This window comes from Azospirillum sp. P4_B5 (assembly GCF_056402275.1).
This window is the reverse complement of the sequence record NZ_JBFUHT010000003.1, coordinates 20,069-37,420: the sequence shown is the minus strand read 5'-3', so window position 1 is coordinate 37,420 and position 17,352 is coordinate 20,069. Positions and strand designations below refer to the sequence as shown.

Annotated in this window: 18 protein-coding genes; 2 read left to right on the top strand and 16 right to left on the bottom strand. The window is 69.1% G+C overall.

The features are described from left to right. Positions 1 to 161: 161 nt before the first annotated feature. The 14 genes from fabI to AC1DVI_RS02775 all read right to left on the bottom strand — a co-directional run bounded on the left by fabI (position 162) and on the right by AC1DVI_RS02775 (position 13,484). Complete coding sequence (gene fabI / locus AC1DVI_RS02840; RefSeq protein ID WP_149165769.1) at positions 162 to 947, bottom strand: enoyl-ACP reductase FabI; 786 nt, start codon at positions 945 to 947, stop codon at positions 162 to 164. A 288-nt stretch (positions 948 to 1,235) separates the two neighbouring features. Beyond that, entirely contained in the window at positions 1,236 to 1,655 is a 420-nt protein-coding gene (locus AC1DVI_RS02835) for a YgaP-like transmembrane domain (RefSeq protein WP_149165768.1), read from the bottom strand. Between the two features lie 28 nt (positions 1,656 to 1,683). Further along, positions 1,684 to 2,568 carry a PRC-barrel domain-containing protein gene (locus tag AC1DVI_RS02830; protein ID WP_476956678.1) on the bottom strand — a complete coding sequence of 295 codons (885 nt, stop codon included), beginning with the start codon at positions 2,566 to 2,568 and terminating at the stop codon, positions 1,684 to 1,686. A gap of 100 nt (positions 2,569 to 2,668) precedes the next feature. After that, positions 2,669 to 3,307: an urease accessory protein UreG gene (gene ureG / locus AC1DVI_RS02825; RefSeq protein ID WP_014240314.1), complete on the bottom strand. Its 639-nt coding sequence runs from the start codon at positions 3,305 to 3,307 to the stop codon at positions 2,669 to 2,671. After that, positions 3,304 to 4,053: an urease accessory protein UreF gene (locus AC1DVI_RS02820; RefSeq protein ID WP_476956677.1), complete on the bottom strand. Its 750-nt coding sequence runs from the start codon at positions 4,051 to 4,053 to the stop codon at positions 3,304 to 3,306. The genes ureG and AC1DVI_RS02820 overlap by 4 nt, the downstream gene beginning before the upstream one ends. Before the next feature lie 49 nt (positions 4,054 to 4,102). Next, on the bottom strand, positions 4,103 to 4,690 hold the full coding sequence (locus AC1DVI_RS02815) for an urease accessory protein UreE (RefSeq protein WP_476956676.1): 588 nt from the start codon (positions 4,688 to 4,690) through the stop codon (positions 4,103 to 4,105). Further along, the gene (gene murI / locus AC1DVI_RS02810; protein ID WP_476956675.1) at positions 4,687 to 5,538 is read right to left on the bottom strand and encodes a glutamate racemase; all 852 of its coding nucleotides are present in this window, start codon (positions 5,536 to 5,538) and stop codon (positions 4,687 to 4,689) included. Before murI ends, AC1DVI_RS02815 begins: the two co-directional genes overlap by 4 nt. An 18-nt stretch (positions 5,539 to 5,556) precedes the next feature. Continuing rightward, positions 5,557 to 7,266 (bottom strand): urease subunit alpha, encoded by a 1,710-nt coding sequence (gene ureC, locus AC1DVI_RS02805; RefSeq protein WP_476956674.1) that lies wholly within the window; start codon positions 7,264 to 7,266, stop codon positions 5,557 to 5,559. 27 nt (positions 7,267 to 7,293) lie between these two features. Further along, positions 7,294 to 7,599, bottom strand: a complete 306-nt coding sequence (locus AC1DVI_RS02800; RefSeq protein WP_035673497.1) for an urease subunit beta — start codon at positions 7,597 to 7,599, stop codon at positions 7,294 to 7,296. Between the two features lie 11 nt (positions 7,600 to 7,610). Then, positions 7,611 to 7,913, bottom strand: a complete 303-nt coding sequence (locus AC1DVI_RS02795; RefSeq protein ID WP_014240308.1) for an urease subunit gamma — start codon at positions 7,911 to 7,913, stop codon at positions 7,611 to 7,613. A gap of 100 nt (positions 7,914 to 8,013) precedes the next feature. Continuing rightward, positions 8,014 to 8,856, bottom strand: a complete 843-nt coding sequence (locus AC1DVI_RS02790) for an urease accessory protein UreD (protein WP_476956673.1) — start codon at positions 8,854 to 8,856, stop codon at positions 8,014 to 8,016. Positions 8,857 to 8,877: 21 nt separating this feature from the next. Then, complete coding sequence (xdhB, locus tag AC1DVI_RS02785) at positions 8,878 to 11,202, bottom strand: xanthine dehydrogenase molybdopterin binding subunit (protein WP_476956672.1); 2,325 nt, start codon at positions 11,200 to 11,202, stop codon at positions 8,878 to 8,880. Beyond that, on the bottom strand, positions 11,195 to 12,661 hold the full coding sequence (gene xdhA / locus AC1DVI_RS02780; RefSeq protein WP_476956671.1) for a xanthine dehydrogenase small subunit: 1,467 nt from the start codon (positions 12,659 to 12,661) through the stop codon (positions 11,195 to 11,197). The genes xdhB and xdhA overlap by 8 nt, the downstream gene beginning before the upstream one ends. Before the next feature lie 121 nt (positions 12,662 to 12,782). Then, the gene (locus AC1DVI_RS02775; RefSeq protein WP_149165760.1) at positions 12,783 to 13,484 is read right to left on the bottom strand and encodes a LuxR C-terminal-related transcriptional regulator; all 702 of its coding nucleotides are present in this window, start codon (positions 13,482 to 13,484) and stop codon (positions 12,783 to 12,785) included. A 353-nt stretch (positions 13,485 to 13,837) separates the two neighbouring features. Here AC1DVI_RS02775 and AC1DVI_RS02770 point away from each other — a divergent pair, with 353 nt between their 5' ends. Continuing rightward, entirely contained in the window at positions 13,838 to 14,500 is a 663-nt protein-coding gene (locus AC1DVI_RS02770; RefSeq protein WP_149165759.1) for a LuxR C-terminal-related transcriptional regulator, read from the top strand. 46 nt (positions 14,501 to 14,546) lie between these two features. Here the strand turns inward: AC1DVI_RS02770 and AC1DVI_RS02765 are convergent, their stop codons facing one another. Then, on the bottom strand, positions 14,547 to 15,119 hold the full coding sequence (locus AC1DVI_RS02765) for a type 1 glutamine amidotransferase domain-containing protein (RefSeq protein WP_476956670.1): 573 nt from the start codon (positions 15,117 to 15,119) through the stop codon (positions 14,547 to 14,549). Between the two features lie 129 nt (positions 15,120 to 15,248). Between AC1DVI_RS02765 and AC1DVI_RS02760 the strand changes: the two genes are divergently transcribed. Beyond that, positions 15,249 to 15,998: a hypothetical protein gene (locus AC1DVI_RS02760; RefSeq protein ID WP_476956669.1), complete on the top strand. Its 750-nt coding sequence runs from the start codon at positions 15,249 to 15,251 to the stop codon at positions 15,996 to 15,998. A 5-nt stretch (positions 15,999 to 16,003) separates the two neighbouring features. Here the strand turns inward: AC1DVI_RS02760 and AC1DVI_RS02755 are convergent, their stop codons facing one another. Next, positions 16,004 to 17,314 carry a D-amino acid dehydrogenase gene (locus AC1DVI_RS02755; RefSeq protein ID WP_476956668.1) on the bottom strand — a complete coding sequence of 437 codons (1,311 nt, stop codon included), beginning with the start codon at positions 17,312 to 17,314 and terminating at the stop codon, positions 16,004 to 16,006. Positions 17,315 to 17,352 lie beyond the last annotated feature (38 nt).

Sequence of the window (17,352 nt, the reverse complement as noted above, 5' to 3'; positions counted from 1 at the left end):
TACAAAACGAACGCATACGATGGTCACATGGCATTTTGCCGCACCAAGACAAAGACGCGGAAAGGCAGGGGAAACTTCATGTTTCCGCCTGCCTTCACACCGGTTTTATGAAGAAGAGGCGATGATCGGCCGCCCCAACTTATCTGTGAACGGCTGCTCGGTCAGCCGACGATCGAATAGCCGCAATCCACATAGGTGGTGCTGCCGGTGATTCCCTTGGCGCCGTCCGTCGCCAGGAAGGCGGTGGTGTAGCCGACCTCTTCGATGGTGACGAGGCGCTGCTCCGGCGCGCGCTCCGCGGCCTTCTCCATCAGCTCGTCGAAATGGGCGATGCCGGAGGCGGCGCGGGTCTTGATCGGACCGGGGGAGATCGCGTGCACGCGGATGCCCTTCGGCCCCAGTTCCGCCGCCAGATAGCGCACGCTGGCTTCCAGGGCGGCCTTCACCGGACCCATGACGCCGTAATTGTCGATCACGCGGTTGGCGCCGAAATAGGACATGGTGAACAGCGAACCGCCGTCCTTCATCAGCGGCTCGGCATAGCGGGCCATGCGGATGAAGGAGTGGCAGGACACGTCCATCGCCATCTGGAAGCCCTCGCGCGAGCAATCGACGACGCGGCCGTGCAGATCGTCCTTCGGGGCGAAGGCGATGGAATGCAACGCGAAGTCCAGCTTGCCCCACTTCTGCTCGATCTTCTCGAAGATGGCCTTCAGCTCACCCTCGCCGGTGACGTCCACCGGCTCGAAGATTTCGGCCTCCAGCTGTTCAGCCAGCGGCTCGACGAAGCGCTTCGCCTTGTCGTTGAGGTAGCTGACCGCGAGATCCGCGCCCAGCGCGCGGAAGGCGCGGGCGCAGCCCCACGCGATCGACTGATCGTTGGCGATGCCGAGCACGAGGCCCTTCTTGCCTTCAAGGGTGGCGGCGGCGGGGATGATCGTGGTCATGGGCTGGCTTTCCCGGATTGCAAGGTGGCCGGATTCAGAGTGTGCCCGACGGGATCACTCGAATTGTGCAACGCACCATAATGCAATCGAAGGTCATAGGCAACTTGTTAAAGTCGCAATATATCCGACATTATCGCTTTGTTTATCCGTAACACAGCCTTCACACAGCGAAGACGCGAAGTCCGCAACGGCACTCCATGCCCCTTTCTTGCGTATTCATGGAGAAGACCGCAACAAAGACAAAGGCCCCACCCTTCGGAGGGGCCTTTGTCACAGGACCGGAAACGATCAAACGGCGCCGGGCGTGAAGGACGGCGGATCGCTGGCCGGAAAGGACTCCATAGACGCCTCGTCCACCTTCTCTTTCTCGTCGGCATCGTCGTAGATGTCACCGGGATGTCGGGAATACCGATGGACGCCCTGTTCCACATCCTCGGCGGGGGTGCTCGCCCCGTGATGGCCACCCCGCTCCTCCATCATCGCCTTTGCCGGGCAATAGCCCGTCAGTCCGCGGGCGACCAGAGCGCCGCCGGCCAGCGCCAGCGCCGCCCCGGCAACGGTCGGACGGCGAAGCCCGAGCACGGCGAGAAGCCCGCCCCCGACCAGCGACACCAGACGTTCGGTGTGCCCGACGTTGATCATGCGTTCGAGATCGTCCGGCAGGGCCGCGTTGCGGCTGCCCATGCCCTGTTGGCTCGTCATCGCCATCGCTGCTCTCCTCGATCTTTTTCTATGGTCACTGCTGCGGGGCGGGCGGCGTGGACCCGCCCTGGTGTCCGCCCTGGTCCGGCGCCGGCGCGGTGCCGGTCGAACCGGATGAGCCCGGCTGCGCCGTCCCATCGGGCTTGCGGGCCGTATCGGCCAGTGTGCGGGCCTGCGACAGCTCGCGGTTCAGCCGGTCCACCTCCTGCGAGAGACGTTGCACCTCCGACTGGAGCTGCGGCGTCCCCGCTGCACCGCCCTCCGGCATACCAACCGCAGCGAGGGCCGCACCGTCGCGCATCCAATAGGGCTGGACCCCGTAATAGGTGTGCAGCGCCATCGCCCATTGCCGGTCCGACATGTCCGGACGGTTGGAGCGGGTGAACTGGGGCGCCGCGGTCAGCCGGTCCTTGGTCACGTTCAGCACATAACCGTCGCCGGCCTGCGCCGGCTGGACCAATGCCCATGGAACAGGGAAGTTGCGCTCGCCCAGACCGAGGAAGCCGCCGGCCTCGACCACGGCGTAGGCGACGCGCCCGGTGTTCGGATCGACCACCAGTTCGGAAATGGAGCCCATTTCCTCGCCGCTGGCATTGTGCAGCTTGGCCTTCGACAGGTCGTCGGCGGCGACCACGCGCGGGTGCTCGACGGAACGCAGAAGCGCGTCGGCCTCACCCAGGATGGTCTGGCAGGCCGGCTCGCCGCCCCGCTGCCCGGCGCGCTCGGCGGTCTGGCGCAGGGCGCGGAGCTGGCCGATCTCCTGCGGGCTGATGGAGGCGGGAGTCTGGTTGCCGGCGGCCTCCAGCGCGCCGATGCGCTGGCCCAGCCGGTTCACCCCCTCCGGGCAGGTCTCGGCGAAAGCCGGCCAAGGCCCGAGCGCCCCCGCGATCATGGCGGCACTGAGGAGCAGGCGTTTCATCGTGGGTGCCTCCGGCTTGGTTTCCGTGCGTGTGCGTCTCACGCGGGGAAAACAGCACGGCCAAGACGGAGGTTCCGCGAATGCTTCTTCTGCGAAGCGGTCAGCCCGGAAGCGGCAACCCGCCCCGCTGAACGATGAAGGACTGGACCGCGTCCACCCCCTGCCCCGTCTTGATGTTGGTGAAGACGAAGGGCCGGTCGCCGCGCATCTTCTTCGCGTCGCGGTCCATCACCTCCAGGCTGGCGCCGACCAGCGGGGCGAGGTCGATCTTGTTGATGACCAGCAGGTCCGACCGGGTGATGCCCGGGCCGCCCTTGCGCGGGATCTTGTCGCCCGCCGACACGTCGATGACGTAGATGGTCAGGTCGGCCAGCTCCGGCGAGAAGGTAGCCGCCAGATTGTCGCCACCCGATTCCACGAAGATCAGGTCGAGGTTCGGGAACTTGCGGTTCATCTCGTCGACGGCGGCGAGGTTGATCGAGGCATCCTCGCGGATCGCCGTGTGCGGGCAGCCGCCGGTCTCCACCCCCATGATCCGGTCCGGCTTCAGCGCGCCGGAGCGGGTGAGGAATTCGGCGTCCTCCTTGGTGTAGATGTCGTTGGTGATCGCCGCGACCTCCCAGTCGTCGCGCATGCGCTTGCACAGCGCGTCGGTCAGCGCCGTCTTGCCGGAGCCGACCGGCCCGCCGATGCCCACGCGCAGGGGGCCACCATGGCTCTTGGAAATCGGGGCGGTCATGAGCGGAACAACCTCGTGTATTGGGTTTCGTGGATCATGGAGGTCCAATCGACGGCCATGGCGCGGCTGCCCAGATCGTCGAGCGGGGCGGCCAGCGCGGCCTCCGCCGCAGAGTGCACCACGGAATCGAGCGCCGCCAGGGCCTTCTGCCCGTCCGTCTGCCCCAGCGGCACCAGCCGCACCCCGGCCGAGACGAGGTTGGCGGCGAAGGCGTGCAGATAGGCCGACAGGGCGGGTCCCTCCGGCACGCCGATCAGCGCGGCGGCCAGCGCCACGGCGACGGCGTAAGCGACCGGGCGGCCGGTGTCGGCGATCACCCGGTCCCAACGCTCCATCCCCTCCAGCGGCCAGGCGGCGCGCACGGCGATCAGGAAGGCCTGCCCCTGCGCGCGGCTCTCCAGCGCGGTTTCCGAAGAGGCGCGCATCGCGTCGGCGCGTTCGACCGCCCAGGCGAAGCCCGCATCGTCGCCCGCCAGCACCGCGCGATGGGCGGCAACGAAGAGCATGCCGTCGGTGCGCCCGGCGCCGTGGCGCAGGATGCCATCCATCCAGCGCGCCAGCGTGTCCCGGTCGCGGACGAGACCCTGCTCCACCGCCGCCTCGATGCCATGGCTGTAGGAAAAGCCGCCGACCGGAAAGGACGGCGACAGCCAGGCGAGGAGCTTGGTGAGGTGGGCGGCCGAGACGGGCCCCCACCCCCCCGCTTCGCGGGTCCCTCCCTCCCCCGCTGCGCAGGGGAGGGCCAAGTCCCCTCCCCCGCCCMGCGGGGGRGGGTTAGGGTGGGGGCAAGCGCCCTCAGTCATGCGAATGCCCATGGGAATGCCCATGCGCGTGGGAATGCCCGTGGGAATGCGAATGACCATGATCGTGGTCGTGGTCGTGGTCGTGATCATGCCCATGGTCATGGCCGTGCCCATGCCCATGGCCGTGCCCCTGCCCCGAATAGGCCCCGCCCTCCGGCGCGAAGGGCGCGTGGATGGCGGCGACGCTGGCCCCCAGCCCCTTCAGCATGTCCTCGATCACATGGTCGCGGCGCAGGCGGATCGTCTCGCCGACGATCTGCACCGGCAGGTGGCGGTTGCCGAGGTGCCAGGCGATGCGGGCGAAGCCCTCCGCCCCGCCGCCACAGCGCACCTCCATCAGGTCCTCGTCGGCGGCGACCACGCGCAGGTAGGCGCCGTCACCCAGTTCCAGCCCGTCGCCATGGTCGAGCGCGACCGCGCGCGGCAGGTCGAGCAGGAAGTCGGCCCCCGCATCGTCCCTCATCACCATGCGCCGCCGGTGGCGGTCGTCGAAGGCGAGGGTCACCGTGCCGGCCTCGCGCTCGGCGGGCCAATGGCCGCGGGCGTGGACTCGGGTGGCGCGGGGGAGCGTGTCGGTCATGGAGAAAGCCGTTCGAAGGGTGTGGGCCGGCCGAAGAAACGTCCCGCGAGGGCGCCGACCGGTTCCGCCGCTCCCGTGGTGAAGAAACGAAGGGCGCCCGCCGCCTCGCCCGGTGCGGGGGCGTATTCGGGGTGGCGCTCCAGGTAATTGTCCAGCGAGCGGGCGACCAGACTGGGCTGGCACAGCACCTCCACCCCCGGCGGCAGGGCCTCCGCGAACAGATGCGCCACCAGCGGGTAGTGGGTGCAGCCAAGCACCGCCGCGTCGAGCGGGCGTCCATCCAACTGCGCCAGCAGCGCCCGCACATAGCCGCTCACCGCGGGCGCCAGTTCCGCATCCCCCGCCCCCCGCTCGATCAGCGGGACGAGGTCCGGACAGGCCTGCTGCACCACCCGCACATCGGGCGCGCGCTTGCCGATCTCGCGCGGGAAGGAGCCCGACGCGACGGTGGCCGGGGTGGCGAAGACGCCGACCGTCCGCGGCTCCGGACGCCAGTCGGCGGCGGGACCGTCCTGCATCCAGGGCACGCGGGTGATCGCCTCGACCATCGGCACCAGGACGCCCAGCACGTTGCGGCCCGGATGGGCCACCGGCAGCCACGTCCGCTGCATCCGCCGCAGCGCCACCGCCGCCGCCGTGTTGCAGGCCAGGACGACCAGCCCGCAGCCCTCGGCGAACAGCCGCTCCACCCCCTGGACCGTCAGGCGGTAGATGTCCTCCTCGCTGCGCGGGCCATAGGGAGCGGCGGCATGGTCGCCGAGATAGACGAAGGGACGCCCGGGAGCGGCGGCCACCAGCGCGCGCAGCACTGTCAGACCGCCATGCCCGGAATCGAAGACACCAATCACGAACCAGTCACCCCACACTCAGAACAGGAAGTACCGCTGCGCCATGGGCAGCACGTCCGCCGGCTCGCAGGTCAGGAGCTGGCCGTCGGCGCGCACCTCGTAGGTTTCCGGATCGACCTCGATGTGGGGTGTGGAATCGTTGTGGATCATCTGTTTCTTGCCGATGGCCCGCACGCCCGTCACCGCGACCAGCTCGCGCCGCAGGCCGAGCGAGCGCAGCGCCTCGCTCTCCAGCGACAGCTTGCTGACGAAGGTGAGGGAGCTGGCCTGCATCGCGCGGCCATAGGCGCCGAACATCGGGCGGTAATGCACCGGCTGCGGCGTGGGGATCGAGGCGTTGGGGTCGCCCATCAGCGCCGCCGCGATGGTCCCGGCCTTCAGCACCATGTCCGGCTTCACGCCGAAGAAGGCCGGCGACCAGACCACCAGATCGGCCAGCTTGCCCACCTCGACCGATCCGACGACATGGGCGATGCCGTGCGATAGGGCCGGGTTGATGGTGTATTTGGCGACGTAGCGCTTGACGCGGAAGTTGTCGTTCTCGCCTGTCTCCTCGGCCAGACGCCCGCGCTGGACCTTCATCTTGTGCGCGGTCTGCCAGGTGCGGATGATCACCTCGCCGACCCGGCCCATCGCCTGGCTGTCCGAACTCAGCATCGAGAAGACGCCGAGGTCGTGCAGGATGTCCTCCGCCGCGATGGTCTCGCGCCGGATGCGGCTTTCGGCGAAAGCCACGTCCTCCGGGATGCGGGGCGACAGGTGGTGGCAGACCATGAGCATATCGAGATGCTCGTCCACCGTGTTCACCGTGAAGGGCCGCGTCGGGTTGGTCGAGCTGGGCAGCACGTTGGGCAGACCGGCCACCTTGATGATGTCCGGCGCGTGGCCGCCGCCCGCGCCCTCGGTGTGGAAGGCGTGGATGTTGCGGCCTTTGAAGGCGGCGATGGTGTTCTCCACGAAGCCCGACTCGTTCAGCGTGTCGGTGTGGATCGCCACCTGGATGTCCGTCTCCTCGGCCACCGTCAGGCAGGTGTCGATGGCCGCGGGGGTGGTGCCCCAGTCCTCGTGCAGCTTCATGCCGCAGGCGCCGGCGGCGATCTGCTCCAGCAGCGCGTCGGGACGGCTGGCGTTGCCCTTGCCGAAAAAGCCGAGGTTGATCGGCAGCCCCTCCGCCGCCTGGAGCATCCGGGCCATGTGCCATGGCCCCGGCGTGCAGGTGGTGGCCGACGTGCCCGCCGCCGGGCCGGTGCCGCCGCCCAGCATGGTGGTGACGCCGCTGTTCAGCGCCTCGTCCACCTGCTGCGGGCAGATGAAGTGGATGTGGGCGTCGATGCCGCCGGCGGTGACGATCTTGCCCTCGCCCGCGATGACCTCGGTCCCCGGCCCGACGACGATGGTCACGCCGGGCTGGACGTCCGGGTTGCCGGCCTTGCCGATGCCGGAAATGCGCCCGCCGGTGATGCCGATGTCGGCCTTGACGATGCCCCAGTGGTCGATGATCAGCGCGTTGGTGATGACGGTGTCCACGGCGCCGCCCTGGCGCGAGGTCTGGGCCTGCCCCATGCCGTCGCGGATCACCTTGCCGCCGCCGAACTTGACCTCCTCGCCGTAGACGGTGTGGTCCTTCTCGACCTCCACGATCAGGTCGGTGTCGGCCAGCCGCACCCGGTCGCCGACGGTGGGGCCGTAGAGAGCCGCGTATTCGGCCCGGTCGATGCGATGCGCCATTGTCTGATGCCCCTCCGCTGGCGCCCTTTACAGGCTGCCGTTGACCTTGCCGTTGAAGCCGATGACCACGCGGTTGCCGGCGTAGGCGACCAGCCGCACGCGCCGCGTCTGCCCCGGCTCGAAGCGCACCGCCGTCCCGGCCGGGATGTCCAGACGGAAGCCGCGCGCCTTTTCACGGTCGAAGGTCAGCGCCCCGTTCGTCTCGGCGAAGTGGTAATGCGAGCCGACCTGGATCGGGCGGTCGCCGGCGTTGGCGACGTCCAGTTCCACCGTGTCGCGGCCGGCGTTGAGTTCGATCTCGCCCGCGGCGGGGATGATTTCACCGGGTTTCATCGGGGCTCCCCTTAGCGAATCGGCTGGTGGACGGTGACGAGCTTTGTGCCGTCGGGGAAGGTGGCCTCGACCTGGATCTCGTGGATCATCTCCGGGATGCCGTCCATCACCTGATCGCGGGTGATCACCGTCGCGCCGTCGCGCATCAACTCGGCCACGGTGCGCCCGTCACGGGCCCCTTCCACCACGTAATCGGTGATGAGGGCCACCGCCTCGGGATGGTTCAGCTTCACGCCACGCTCCAGCCGGCGGCGCGCCACCATGGCGGCCATGGCCACGAGAAGCTTGTCCTTCTCGCGCGGTGTCAGGTTCATGGGGCTGTCTCTCCGCCTTCCCATTGGGTTGGCGGGATTATGCCACGTCGCTGCGGTGCGCCAATCCCGTTTCGACAGGCGCTGTACGCTTTCGATTGGGTCAGACTTCCCACAGTCGCGGCAAACGCGTCGGCAGGCCCGCCGCCGCCGAGCGCAGATGCGACCACAGCGCCGCGTAGGCGCCGCGCACCGACCGCGCCTCGCCGCCCAGGATGCGGACGACCAGCAGCCCGTCGAAGGCCGTGGCTCCGACCCGCACGCCCTCCAGCCCCTCCGCCGCCTCGCGCAGGGCGTCCCGCCGGCTCGCGGCGTCGGGGGCGGCGTAGAGCAGCGTGGCGCAGGCTCCAGCCCCGCCGAAGCCCGCCGGATGGGCCAGCGTCTCGGCGAGGTCGCCGTCCATGTGCAGGGCGTCGGCCCAGGCCAGCCGACCGTCGCGCACCACCTCCCAGGCGTCGCGGACGAGGCCGCGGGTGACCGTCTCACCGAAGGCGGCGCGCCCGAAGACCAGCATTTCCCCGGCGATCAGGCGGGCGTCGCCCTCCAGCTCCAGCCGGGTCAGGCGGCGCAGGCGGGCCCCCTCGAAGACGATGGCCTCCTGCGGCATCCATTCCAGCCAGCCGCCGGCCTCCACGGTCACGCGGGTGTCGATGCGGCAGTCCGGCCCGGCGGAGCGGTAGACCTTCTCCGCCGCCTGCGTCGTCACCAGCGCCGCCGCCCCCGGCCCCGCCGACAGGGCGACGTCCAGCCGGTCGCCGCCGACCAGCCCGCCCGAGGTGGTGACCAGCACCGCGATGGGCAGGTCCCCCGCCCGCGGGTCGGGCAGCAGCACCCGCAGCGGGTCGTGGTGGTAGAGCGTGGCGAGGCGCGTGGCTCCATGGCGATCCTCGAACCGCACCGTCGCCGCGCCGTGGACGGCGACCTTCTTCATCAACGCGTCAGCCACCAGCGGAGCCCATCCTTGTCTTTACATCCTTGTCTTTACATCCTCGACGGCCAACAGCACGCGTTCCGGCGTCGCGGGCGCGTCGAGGCGCACGGGCAGCCGGTGGCCGCCCACCGCCGCGACGGCGTCCTTCAGCGCCAGCCACGCCGAGATGCCGAGCATCAGCGGCGGCTCCCCGATCGCCTTGGAGCGGAACACCGTGTCCTCCCGGTTCGGGCGGTCGGTGTAGAGCGCCACCCGGAAATCCTCCGGCAGCGAGCGCGAGGTCGGGATCTTGTAGGTGCTGGGCGCGTGGGTGCGCAAGCGTCCCTCGCCGTCCCACCACAGCTCCTCCGACGTGACCCAGCCCAGCCCCTGGACGAAGGCGCCCTCCACCTGCCCGAGGTCGATGGCCGGGTTGATGCTGCCGGAACAGTCGTGCAGCACGTCGGCGCGGGGGAACGTGTACTCGCCGGTCAGCGTGTCGATCAGCGCCTCGGTCACCGCGACGCCGCAGGAGAAGTAGAAGAAGGGCCGCCCCTCGCATTTCTCGCGGTCCCACCAGATCTTCGGCGTCGCGTAATGGCCGGTGGAAGACAGCGATACCCGGTTCAGATAGGCCAGTTTCGCCACCTCCCCGAAGGTCATGGCGTGGTTGCCGGCGAAGACGGCGTTGTCGCGGAACTCCACCTTGTCCGGGGTGGTGTGGCAGTGCTGGGCGAGGAAGGCCACCAGCCGGTCGCGGAGGGTCCCCACGGCGATGCGCACCGCCATGCCGTTCAGGTCGGTGCCGGCCGACGCGGCGGTGGGCGGGGCGTTCGGCACCTTGTCGGTGGCGCTGGCGGTGACCCGCACCCGCTCCACGTCGATCTGGAACTCCTGGGCGGCGATCTGGGCCATCTTGGTGTGGATGCCCTGCCCCATCTCGGTCCCGCCGTGGTTCACCTGGATGGACCCGTCGGTGTAGACATGGACCAGCGCCGCCGCCTGGTTCAGGTGCTTGACGGTGAAGGAGATGCCGAACTTCACCGGGGTCACCGCCAGCCCCTTCTTCAGCACCGGGCTGCGGGCGTTGAAGGCGTCGATCTCCTCCCGCCGGCGGCGGTAGTCGCCGTCCCGCTCGATCCGGTCCATCAGCTCGGCCAGGATCTCCGGCTCCTCCACCGGCATCCCGTAATGGGTGGTGTCGCGGCCCGGCCCCCCGTAGAGGTTGGCGCGGCGCACGTCCAGCGGGTCCTTGCCCAGGCTGCGGGCGATCTCGTCCACCACATGCTCGATGGCGATGACGCCCTGCGGGCCGCCGAAGCCGCGGAAGGCGGTGTTGGACACCGTGTTCGTCTTGCAGCGATGCCCCGTCACCCGCGCCGCCGGCAGATAGTAGGCGTTGTCGGCGTGGAACATGGCGCGGTCGACCACGCCGTTGGACAGGTCCAGCGACATGCCGCAGCGCCCGGCGAGGTCCATTTCCAGCCCCCGGATGCGCCCTTCATCGTCGAAGCCGACGTCGTAGCGCACGAAGAAGTCGTGGCGCTTGCCGGTCATCAGCATGTCGTCGTCGCGGTCCAGGCGGAACTTCACCGGCCGCTTCGTCGCGTTCGCCAGCAGGCCGGCGATGGCGGCGATCTGCGCCGGCTGGCTCTCCTTGCCGCCGAAGCCGCCGCCCATGCGCCGACACTCCACGGCGATGCCGTGCATCGGCCGCCCCAGCACCTGGGCGACGGCGTGCTGGACCTCCGCCGGATGCTGGGTCGAGGAATGGACCAGCAGGTCGCCGTCCTCCTTGGGGATGGCGTAGGCGATGTGGCCTTCCAGGTAGAAATGGTCCTGCCCGCCGACCTCCAGCGTGCCGGTCAGCCGGTGCGGCGCCCCGGCGACCTCCGCCGCCGCGTCGCCGCGCCGGAAGGTCAGCGGCGGCGAGACGAAGCTGCCCTTTTCCAGCGCCGCCTCGGCGGTCAGCACCGCCGGCAGATCCTCGTAATAAATCTCCACCAGCCGGGCGGCGGCGCGGGCCTGCAACAGCGTCTCCGCCGCCACGGCGACCACCGCCTGCCCGGCATAGGTCACCAGCTCGTCGGCCAGGATGGGATCGCCGCGCTGGATGGTGCCGATGTCGCCGTCCCCCGGAATGTCGACGTAGGTGAGGACTGCGTGCACCCCCGGCGCCTGCTTCGCCCGCAACAGGTCCATGCCCAGGATGCGCGCGTGCGCCCGCTCGGACAGCCGCACCGCGACGTGCAGCGTGCCGGGCAGTTCCGGGATGTCGTCGGTGTAGGCCGCGGCGCCCATCACATGCTTGCGGGCGCTTTCATGCTCGATGCCCCGGTGGACGCCGCCGCGGATCGGTTGGATGGTGCCGCCGTCAGCCATGCACGGCCTCCAGGGAGGGCAATTCGGCCCCGGTCGTGTGAAGAAGGAAGCGCATCAGCAGGTTCTTCGCCACCAGCGCCCGGTAGCGGTCGCTGGCCCGCATGTCGGTCATGGGCCGGAAGTCGCCGTCGAGCGCCGGCAGGGCCGCCGCCACGGAGTCCGCCGTCCAGGGCTGCCCGGCCATCGCCGCCTCCAGCGCCGGGGCGCGGGCCGGGGTCGCCGCCATGCCGCCGTAGCCGGCGCGCAGCGCCGCCACCCGCCCCTCCCCGTCCAGGGTCAGCAGGAAGGCGGCGCAGACGGCGGAGATGTCCTGGTCCCGCCGCTTGGACACCTTCCAGGTGGCGAAGCGCTGGCCGTCGCGCGGCAGGGGGATGCGGATGCGTTCGACGAACTCGCCCGGCTTCAGGTCGTTCTTGCGGTAGCCGTGGTAGAAGCGGTCCAGCGGCAGCTCCCGCCGCACGCCGCCCCGGTTCAGCACCAGCGAGGCGCCCAGCGCCAGCAGGGCCGGCATGCTGTCCCCGATGGGCGAGCCGTTGGCGACGTTGCCGCCCAACGTTCCGGAGTTGCGCACCTGCGCCGCGCCGATGCGGGTGACCAGGGCGGCCAGTTCGGGCAGCCGGCGCTCCAGAACCGGCAGCAGGTCGGTGTAGGTCACCGCGGCGCCGATCTCCAGCGCATCGGCCCCCTCGTCGATGCGGTGAAGCTCCCGCACCTGGGCGAGGTGGATCAGCGTGGGCAGGCTGCGCCCCTGCTTGGTCACCCACAGCCCGACGTCGGTCGCCCCGGCGACCAGCGTGGCGTTCGGGTGCGCGGCGAACAGAGCGGCCAGCTCATCGACGCTCCGCGGCGCGTGGAAGCTGGCGGCGCCGTGGGTGAGGGTCAGGGACCCGTCGCGCCGGATGGAGCGCAGCAGGGTGGCGATGCCCTCCTCCGCCCGGTCGAAACGGTCGTCGGTCCGCTCCGCCGCCATGGTCCGGGCGGCGTCGAGGATCGGGCGGTAGCCGGTGCACCGGCACAGATTGCCGGCCAGCGCGTCGTGGATCGCCCCATCGCTCAGCCCCCCATCGGCAGCGCGCCGATCGTGATGAAGCGCGAAGAGCGCCATCACGAACCCAGGGGTGCAGAAGCCGCATTGCGAGGCGTGCTTGTCCACCATCGCCGTCTGGACAGGGTGCAGTTGCCCGTCCTCGCCGGCCAGATCCTCGACGGTCAGCAGCAGCTTGCCGTCGATCATCGGCAGGAAGAGGATGCAGGCGTTGACGGCGCGGTAGCGCAAACGCCCATCCGGGGCAAGGTCACCCAGCACCACCGTGCAGGCACCGCAGTCTCCCTCGGCGCAGCCTTCCTTGGAACCGGGTCGCCCGTTGGCGCGCAGCCAGTTCAGCACCGTGGCGGTAGGGTCGGCGTCCCGCACCTCCATCACCCGTCCGCCGAGCACGAAACGCACAGAGCCCGTCATTGTCCCTCCTGTCGGGCGTTTCCGTCATAGTGCCGGAAAGTCTCCGCAGGCCGCAATGGCGGGCCGGCCGTCTAGCCATAAAGGCATGGTTCGGATGGATAAACGGCTTCTTCGGAAGGCGTCAGGTGTCCTCGGGGAAGCAGCCGCTGCGGGCGGCCACGACGGCGACCTGGGTGCGGTTGCGCACGCCCAGCTTCTGCATGATGGCCCGCACATGAACCTTCACGGTGCCTTCCAGCACGCCCAGCTCCCGCGCGATCTCCTTGTTCGAATGGCCGGCCAGCAGAAGCTGGAAAACGTCGCGTTGCCGGTCGGTCAGACGGTCGAGGATCTGGCCCGACGGACGCGCGACCTCCGCCGCGACGTTGCCGGACAGGACGGCGCGCGGCAACGGCAGGAAGGTCTCCCCTGTCAGCGCCAGGGAGATCGCGTGTTCCAGCACCGCGGTGGAGCTGGTCTTCAGGATGTAACCCCTGGCCCCCAGCCGCACGCTGTCCACGATGTCCGCCACCTCGTCAGACCCGGAGATGACCAGCAGCGGACGGCGTCCCAGGACCTCGACCATGCGGCGCACCCCGTCGCGCCCGCTGCGGTCGCCCAGATTGAGGTCGAACAGGACCAGCGTCAGATCCGGCGTGCGGTCGGCGATGGCCATCGCCTCGTCCAGCGAGCCAGCCTCCAGCACCTGCGCGTCCGGGTGGATCTCCCCCACCGAGAGGGCGAAGCCGTGCCGCACCAGGGGATGGTCATCCACCACTAGAAACGTTTGCGCTCTGCCGGCCACCGACCGCTCCTTGCCGCGCGTCTGCAGCTGAACTTCCATTGCTTTGCCACCTCATCAAGCCGCCGGAAACCGGATTAGAAAACAAAGATGCCCCAAACCAGCCCGGCTTTCTGTCCAGCGGAAAAGTATAAAGGTACCTCTTTTGGACTTTGCAGAAGCAGCGCCATGCGAATTTCTATCGTTTCGAAGCCATTTATGATTCATTCGTATCGAGCTTCTTCCAAGCATCTTGCGCCGCTCCCTGACCATCCGTATAAATCATCGGGACAACCAGCGTAAAGCACGCTTTTTCGATACAATAAAGACGGCTTTTTTCCCTTTTCCCAGGCGAAAACGGACAACGATTGGCGTTGTGCGCTGCTCGTCACGGGTGGCGTCACGGAGGAGTTTCGATGAAAACCTGGAACGTCATGCTCGTGGACCATGATCGGCTGTTTTCGGCGGCGCTGGGAACGCTCATCAGCGGCGGCCCCTTCCGCGTCTGCCACCACGCCGCGACGGTGGAGGATGCCGAGGCGGCCATCGCCCAGGGTGTGCAGCCCGACCTGATCGTGGTGGCTCTGGGAGAGGCGACGAACGACGAAGCCGGCGGAGTGAAGCGCCTGCGCGCCGCCACCAGCGCCCGCATCGCCGTGCTGGCCGACGCCATCGCCGACCGCACGCTGTCGCTGTCGCTGAAGGCGGGCGCCGACGCCTATCTGAACAAGTCGATGTCGAGCGAGTCCCTGCTGCGCGCCCTGCAATTGGTCATGCTGGGCGAGGTGGTCTATCCGACCCATGTCGCCAGTCTGCTGATCGCCAACGCCAACAGCGAGCGCCCGCAGCCGGAGCGCGCCCAGCCCGCCAGCAACGAACTGTCGAAGCGCGAGGTTCAGATCCTGCGCTGCCTTCTCGCCGGGCAATCGAACAAAGCCATCGCGCGCAATCTGCACATCACGGAATCGACCGTGAAGATGCATTTCAAAAACGTGATGCGGAAGATCAACGCCCAGAACCGTACACAAGCGGCGGTGTGGGCGATCCAGAACGGCCTGTCGCCGCTGGCGTCCGTTTAGAGAGTTTGTCCCCTCTCCCAGCGCAGGGGGAGGGGACGGTGCATTTTCACTCCGCCGCGTTGCGGTGGGAGCCGTGGCGGCCTTCGGCGAACTCCTCCACCATTTTGCGGCAGAAGGCTGGCAGATCGTCCGGCTTGCGCGAGGTCACCAGACCCTGGTCGGTGACGACCTCGCTGTCTTCCCAGTTCGCCCCGGCATTGCCGAGATCGGCCTTCAACGACGGCCAGGAGGTCATGCGCTTGCCCTTTGCGCCGCCCGCGTCGATCAGCGTCCAGGGGCCGTGACAAATCGCGGCGATGGGCTTACCCGATTGGACGAAGCTGCGCACGAACTCGATGGCCTTGGGCTCCAGCCGCAGCGCGTCGGGGTTGATGACGCCGCCCGGCAGCACCAGAGCGTCGAAGGTGCCGGGGTCCGCCTGATCGAGCGTGACGTCCACGTCCACCCGGTCGGCCTTGTCGTGGTGGTTCCAGCCCTGGATCTGTCCGCCCTGGGGCGCCACGATCCGCACCTCGGCGCCTTCGTTGCGCAGCGCCTTCACCGGCTCGGTCAGTTCGACCTGTTCGAAGCCGTCGGTCGCCAGAACGGCGACGGTCTTCTTCTCCAGTTTTCCTGCCATGGGATCACCTCCTCGGTTGGCCTGTCCGGTCAGCAACCGGCGTACCTCTGGGGAGTTCCCTCCGGAACCGCCGCGCTCCCCCCATGTTCCATTTGACGGACCGCGCGTCACAATCGGGAGCACAGACCCATGCGTTACAGCGGCACTTCGGCGGGCATCCTCGCCGCGTTCGCCGTCGCCACGTCCCTGACTCTGGGCGTTCCTCAACCTGTCCAGGCACAATCTTCCCAGTCCGCCGAAACGGTGCGGACCGCGGAGGCATCCTATCCCCGGCTCTACCAGGGCTGGCGGGCCGGCGTGATCGTCGGGACGGACGTCGAGGGGCTGCTCGGCGAGGAGCTTGGGCAGGTGGTGGATCTCGTCGTCAGCCCGGACGGGCGGCTGGAAAGCGCGGTGATCGAGGCCAGCGGCATGCTCGACGTCGGCGAGGCGCGTTTCACCGTGCCCTGGCACCAGCTCATGCCCGGATCGGTGGACGGAGTCCTGGCCTATCCGGTCACCGGCCCCGACACGCTGGACCTGATCCGCCGCCAGCAGCAGGCGGCCAGCCGGCCCGGCGACTGGCGCGTCTCCGCCCTGCTCGGCCAACCGGCCAACACGGAGGGCGGGGCGACGGAGGCCGGCTTCTTCGGCACGGTGGAGGATCTGGTGTTCGACCGCAACGGCGCTCTCAAGGCCGTCGTGGTGACGCCCGAACCGGAGGGCGAAGGCCCTTACGCCGTCGCCTGGAAAGCGGCGGCGCTGGAGCCGGGCCTGACCTCCGTCACATTGCAGGCGACGCCGGATCAGGTGAAGGCGCTCGGCTCGTTCGACGCGGCACGCATGAAGGAATTCAACACCGCGCGCCTGAACCAGGGGGCCCAGGCGCGTCGGGAATAGGCCCGTCAGGCCGTCGGGCGGGCCACGCCGCCGACCGTCGGGCGGCTGGCCGCAGCAGCGGAACGGCCGTAGCGGGCCACCGTCAGCCCGTCCATGTCGATCTCCGTCCGACGCCCGCCGACCACGTCGGCGACCACCCGGCCCGAGCCGGCGGCCATAGTCCAGCCGAGCGTGCCGTGGCCGGTGTTGAGGAACAGGTTGCGCACCGGGGTCGGACCGACGATGGGCGTGCCGTCCGGCGTGTTCGGGCGCAGTCCGGTCCAGAACTCCGCCTTCGACAGGTCACCGCCCGTCGGGAAGAGGTCGCCGACCACATGGTCGAGCGGACCGCGGCGGCCCGGACGCAGCGTCAGGTCGAAGCCGGTCAGCTCCGCCGTGCCGCCGACGCGGATGCGGTCGCCGAGGCGGGTCACCGCGATCTTGTGCGTCTCGTCCATCACCGTGGATTCCGGGGCGCCCGCCGGATCGACGATGGGCAGGGTCAGCGAATAGCCCTTCACCGGATAGACCGGCAGGTCCAGACCGAACGGCTTCACCAGCGTCGGGGAGTAGCTGCCCATGGCGACGACGTAAGCATCGGCGGTCAGCGTGCCGGCGTCGGTGACCACGCCGGTGACGCGGCGCCCATCGCTCTCCAGCTTGCGGATGCCGGTGTTGTAGCGGAACTCCACGCCCAGCTCCGTCGCCAGCGCGGCCAGCGCGTTGGTGAAGCGGAAGCAGTCGCCCGTCTCGTCGCCGGGCAGCAGCAGGCCGCCGACGATCTTCTCCTTGACCAGCCGCAGCGCCGGCTCGACGGCCGCGCAGCCCTCGACGTCCAGCAGACTGTAGGGAACCTTGAAGCGGTCGAGGACGGCCATGTCGGTGGCGGCGGCGTCCACCTGCTTTTGGGTACGGAAGAGCTGGAGCGTGCCCTTGGCGCGCTCGTCGTAGCGGATGCCGGTCTCGTCGCGCAGAGCGCGCAGGCAGTCGCGGCTGTATTCGGCCAGCCGGACCATGCGGCCCTTGTTGATCTCGTAGGAACGCTCGTTGGCGTTGGCCAGCAGCTTCAGGCACCAGGACCACATCGCCGGGTCGAGCTTCGGCCGGATCACCAGCGGGGAATGCTTCATCAGCATCCACTTCACGGCCTTCGCCATCAGGCCCGGCGCCGCCCAGGGCGCGGAGTAGCCCGGCGACACCTCGCCCGCGTTGGCGTAGCTGGTCTCCAGCGCCGGACCGGGCTGCCGATCCACCACCGTGACCTCGTGCCCGGCCTTCGCCAGGAAATAGGCGGTGGAAACGCCGATGACGCCGCTACCGAGGACGATGACGCGCATGTGAAGGCTCCCGAGATCACGGATTTGTTCGCATCCAT

Excerpts from the sequence above, each read along its gene's own strand:
- AC1DVI_RS02795 (WP_014240308.1), bottom strand. The coding sequence starts at position 7,913 with ATGAACCTGACACCGCGCGAGAAGGACAAGCTTCTCGTGGCCATGGCC.
- AC1DVI_RS02830 (WP_476956678.1), bottom strand. The coding sequence starts at position 2,568 with ATGAAACGCCTGCTCCTCAGTGCCGCCATGATCGCGGGGGCGCTCGGG.
- AC1DVI_RS02835 (WP_149165768.1), bottom strand. The coding sequence starts at position 1,655 with ATGGCGATGACGAGCCAACAGGGCATGGGCAGCCGCAACGCGGCCCTG.
- AC1DVI_RS02765 (WP_476956670.1), bottom strand. The coding sequence starts at position 15,119 with ATGGCAGGAAAACTGGAGAAGAAGACCGTCGCCGTTCTGGCGACCGAC.
- fabI (WP_149165769.1), bottom strand. The coding sequence starts at position 947 with ATGACCACGATCATCCCCGCCGCCGCCACCCTTGAAGGCAAGAAGGGC.
- xdhA (WP_476956671.1), bottom strand. The coding sequence starts at position 12,661 with ATGACGGGCTCTGTGCGTTTCGTGCTCGGCGGACGGGTGATGGAGGTG.
- AC1DVI_RS02760 (WP_476956669.1), top strand. The coding sequence starts at position 15,249 with ATGCGTTACAGCGGCACTTCGGCGGGCATCCTCGCCGCGTTCGCCGTC.
- AC1DVI_RS02755 (WP_476956668.1), bottom strand. The coding sequence starts at position 17,314 with ATGCGCGTCATCGTCCTCGGTAGCGGCGTCATCGGCGTTTCCACCGCC.
- ureG (WP_014240314.1), bottom strand. The coding sequence starts at position 3,307 with ATGACCGCCCCGATTTCCAAGAGCCATGGTGGCCCCCTGCGCGTGGGC.
- xdhB (WP_476956672.1), bottom strand. The coding sequence starts at position 11,202 with ATGGCTGACGGCGGCACCATCCAACCGATCCGCGGCGGCGTCCACCGG.
- AC1DVI_RS02800 (WP_035673497.1), bottom strand. The coding sequence starts at position 7,599 with ATGAAACCCGGTGAAATCATCCCCGCCGCGGGCGAGATCGAACTCAAC.
- AC1DVI_RS02775 (WP_149165760.1), bottom strand. The coding sequence starts at position 13,484 with ATGGAAGTTCAGCTGCAGACGCGCGGCAAGGAGCGGTCGGTGGCCGGC.
- ureC (WP_476956674.1), bottom strand. The coding sequence starts at position 7,266 with ATGGCGCATCGCATCGACCGGGCCGAATACGCGGCTCTCTACGGCCCC.
- AC1DVI_RS02815 (WP_476956676.1), bottom strand. The coding sequence starts at position 4,690 with ATGACCGACACGCTCCCCCGCGCCACCCGAGTCCACGCCCGCGGCCAT.
- AC1DVI_RS02770 (WP_149165759.1), top strand. The coding sequence starts at position 13,838 with ATGAAAACCTGGAACGTCATGCTCGTGGACCATGATCGGCTGTTTTCG.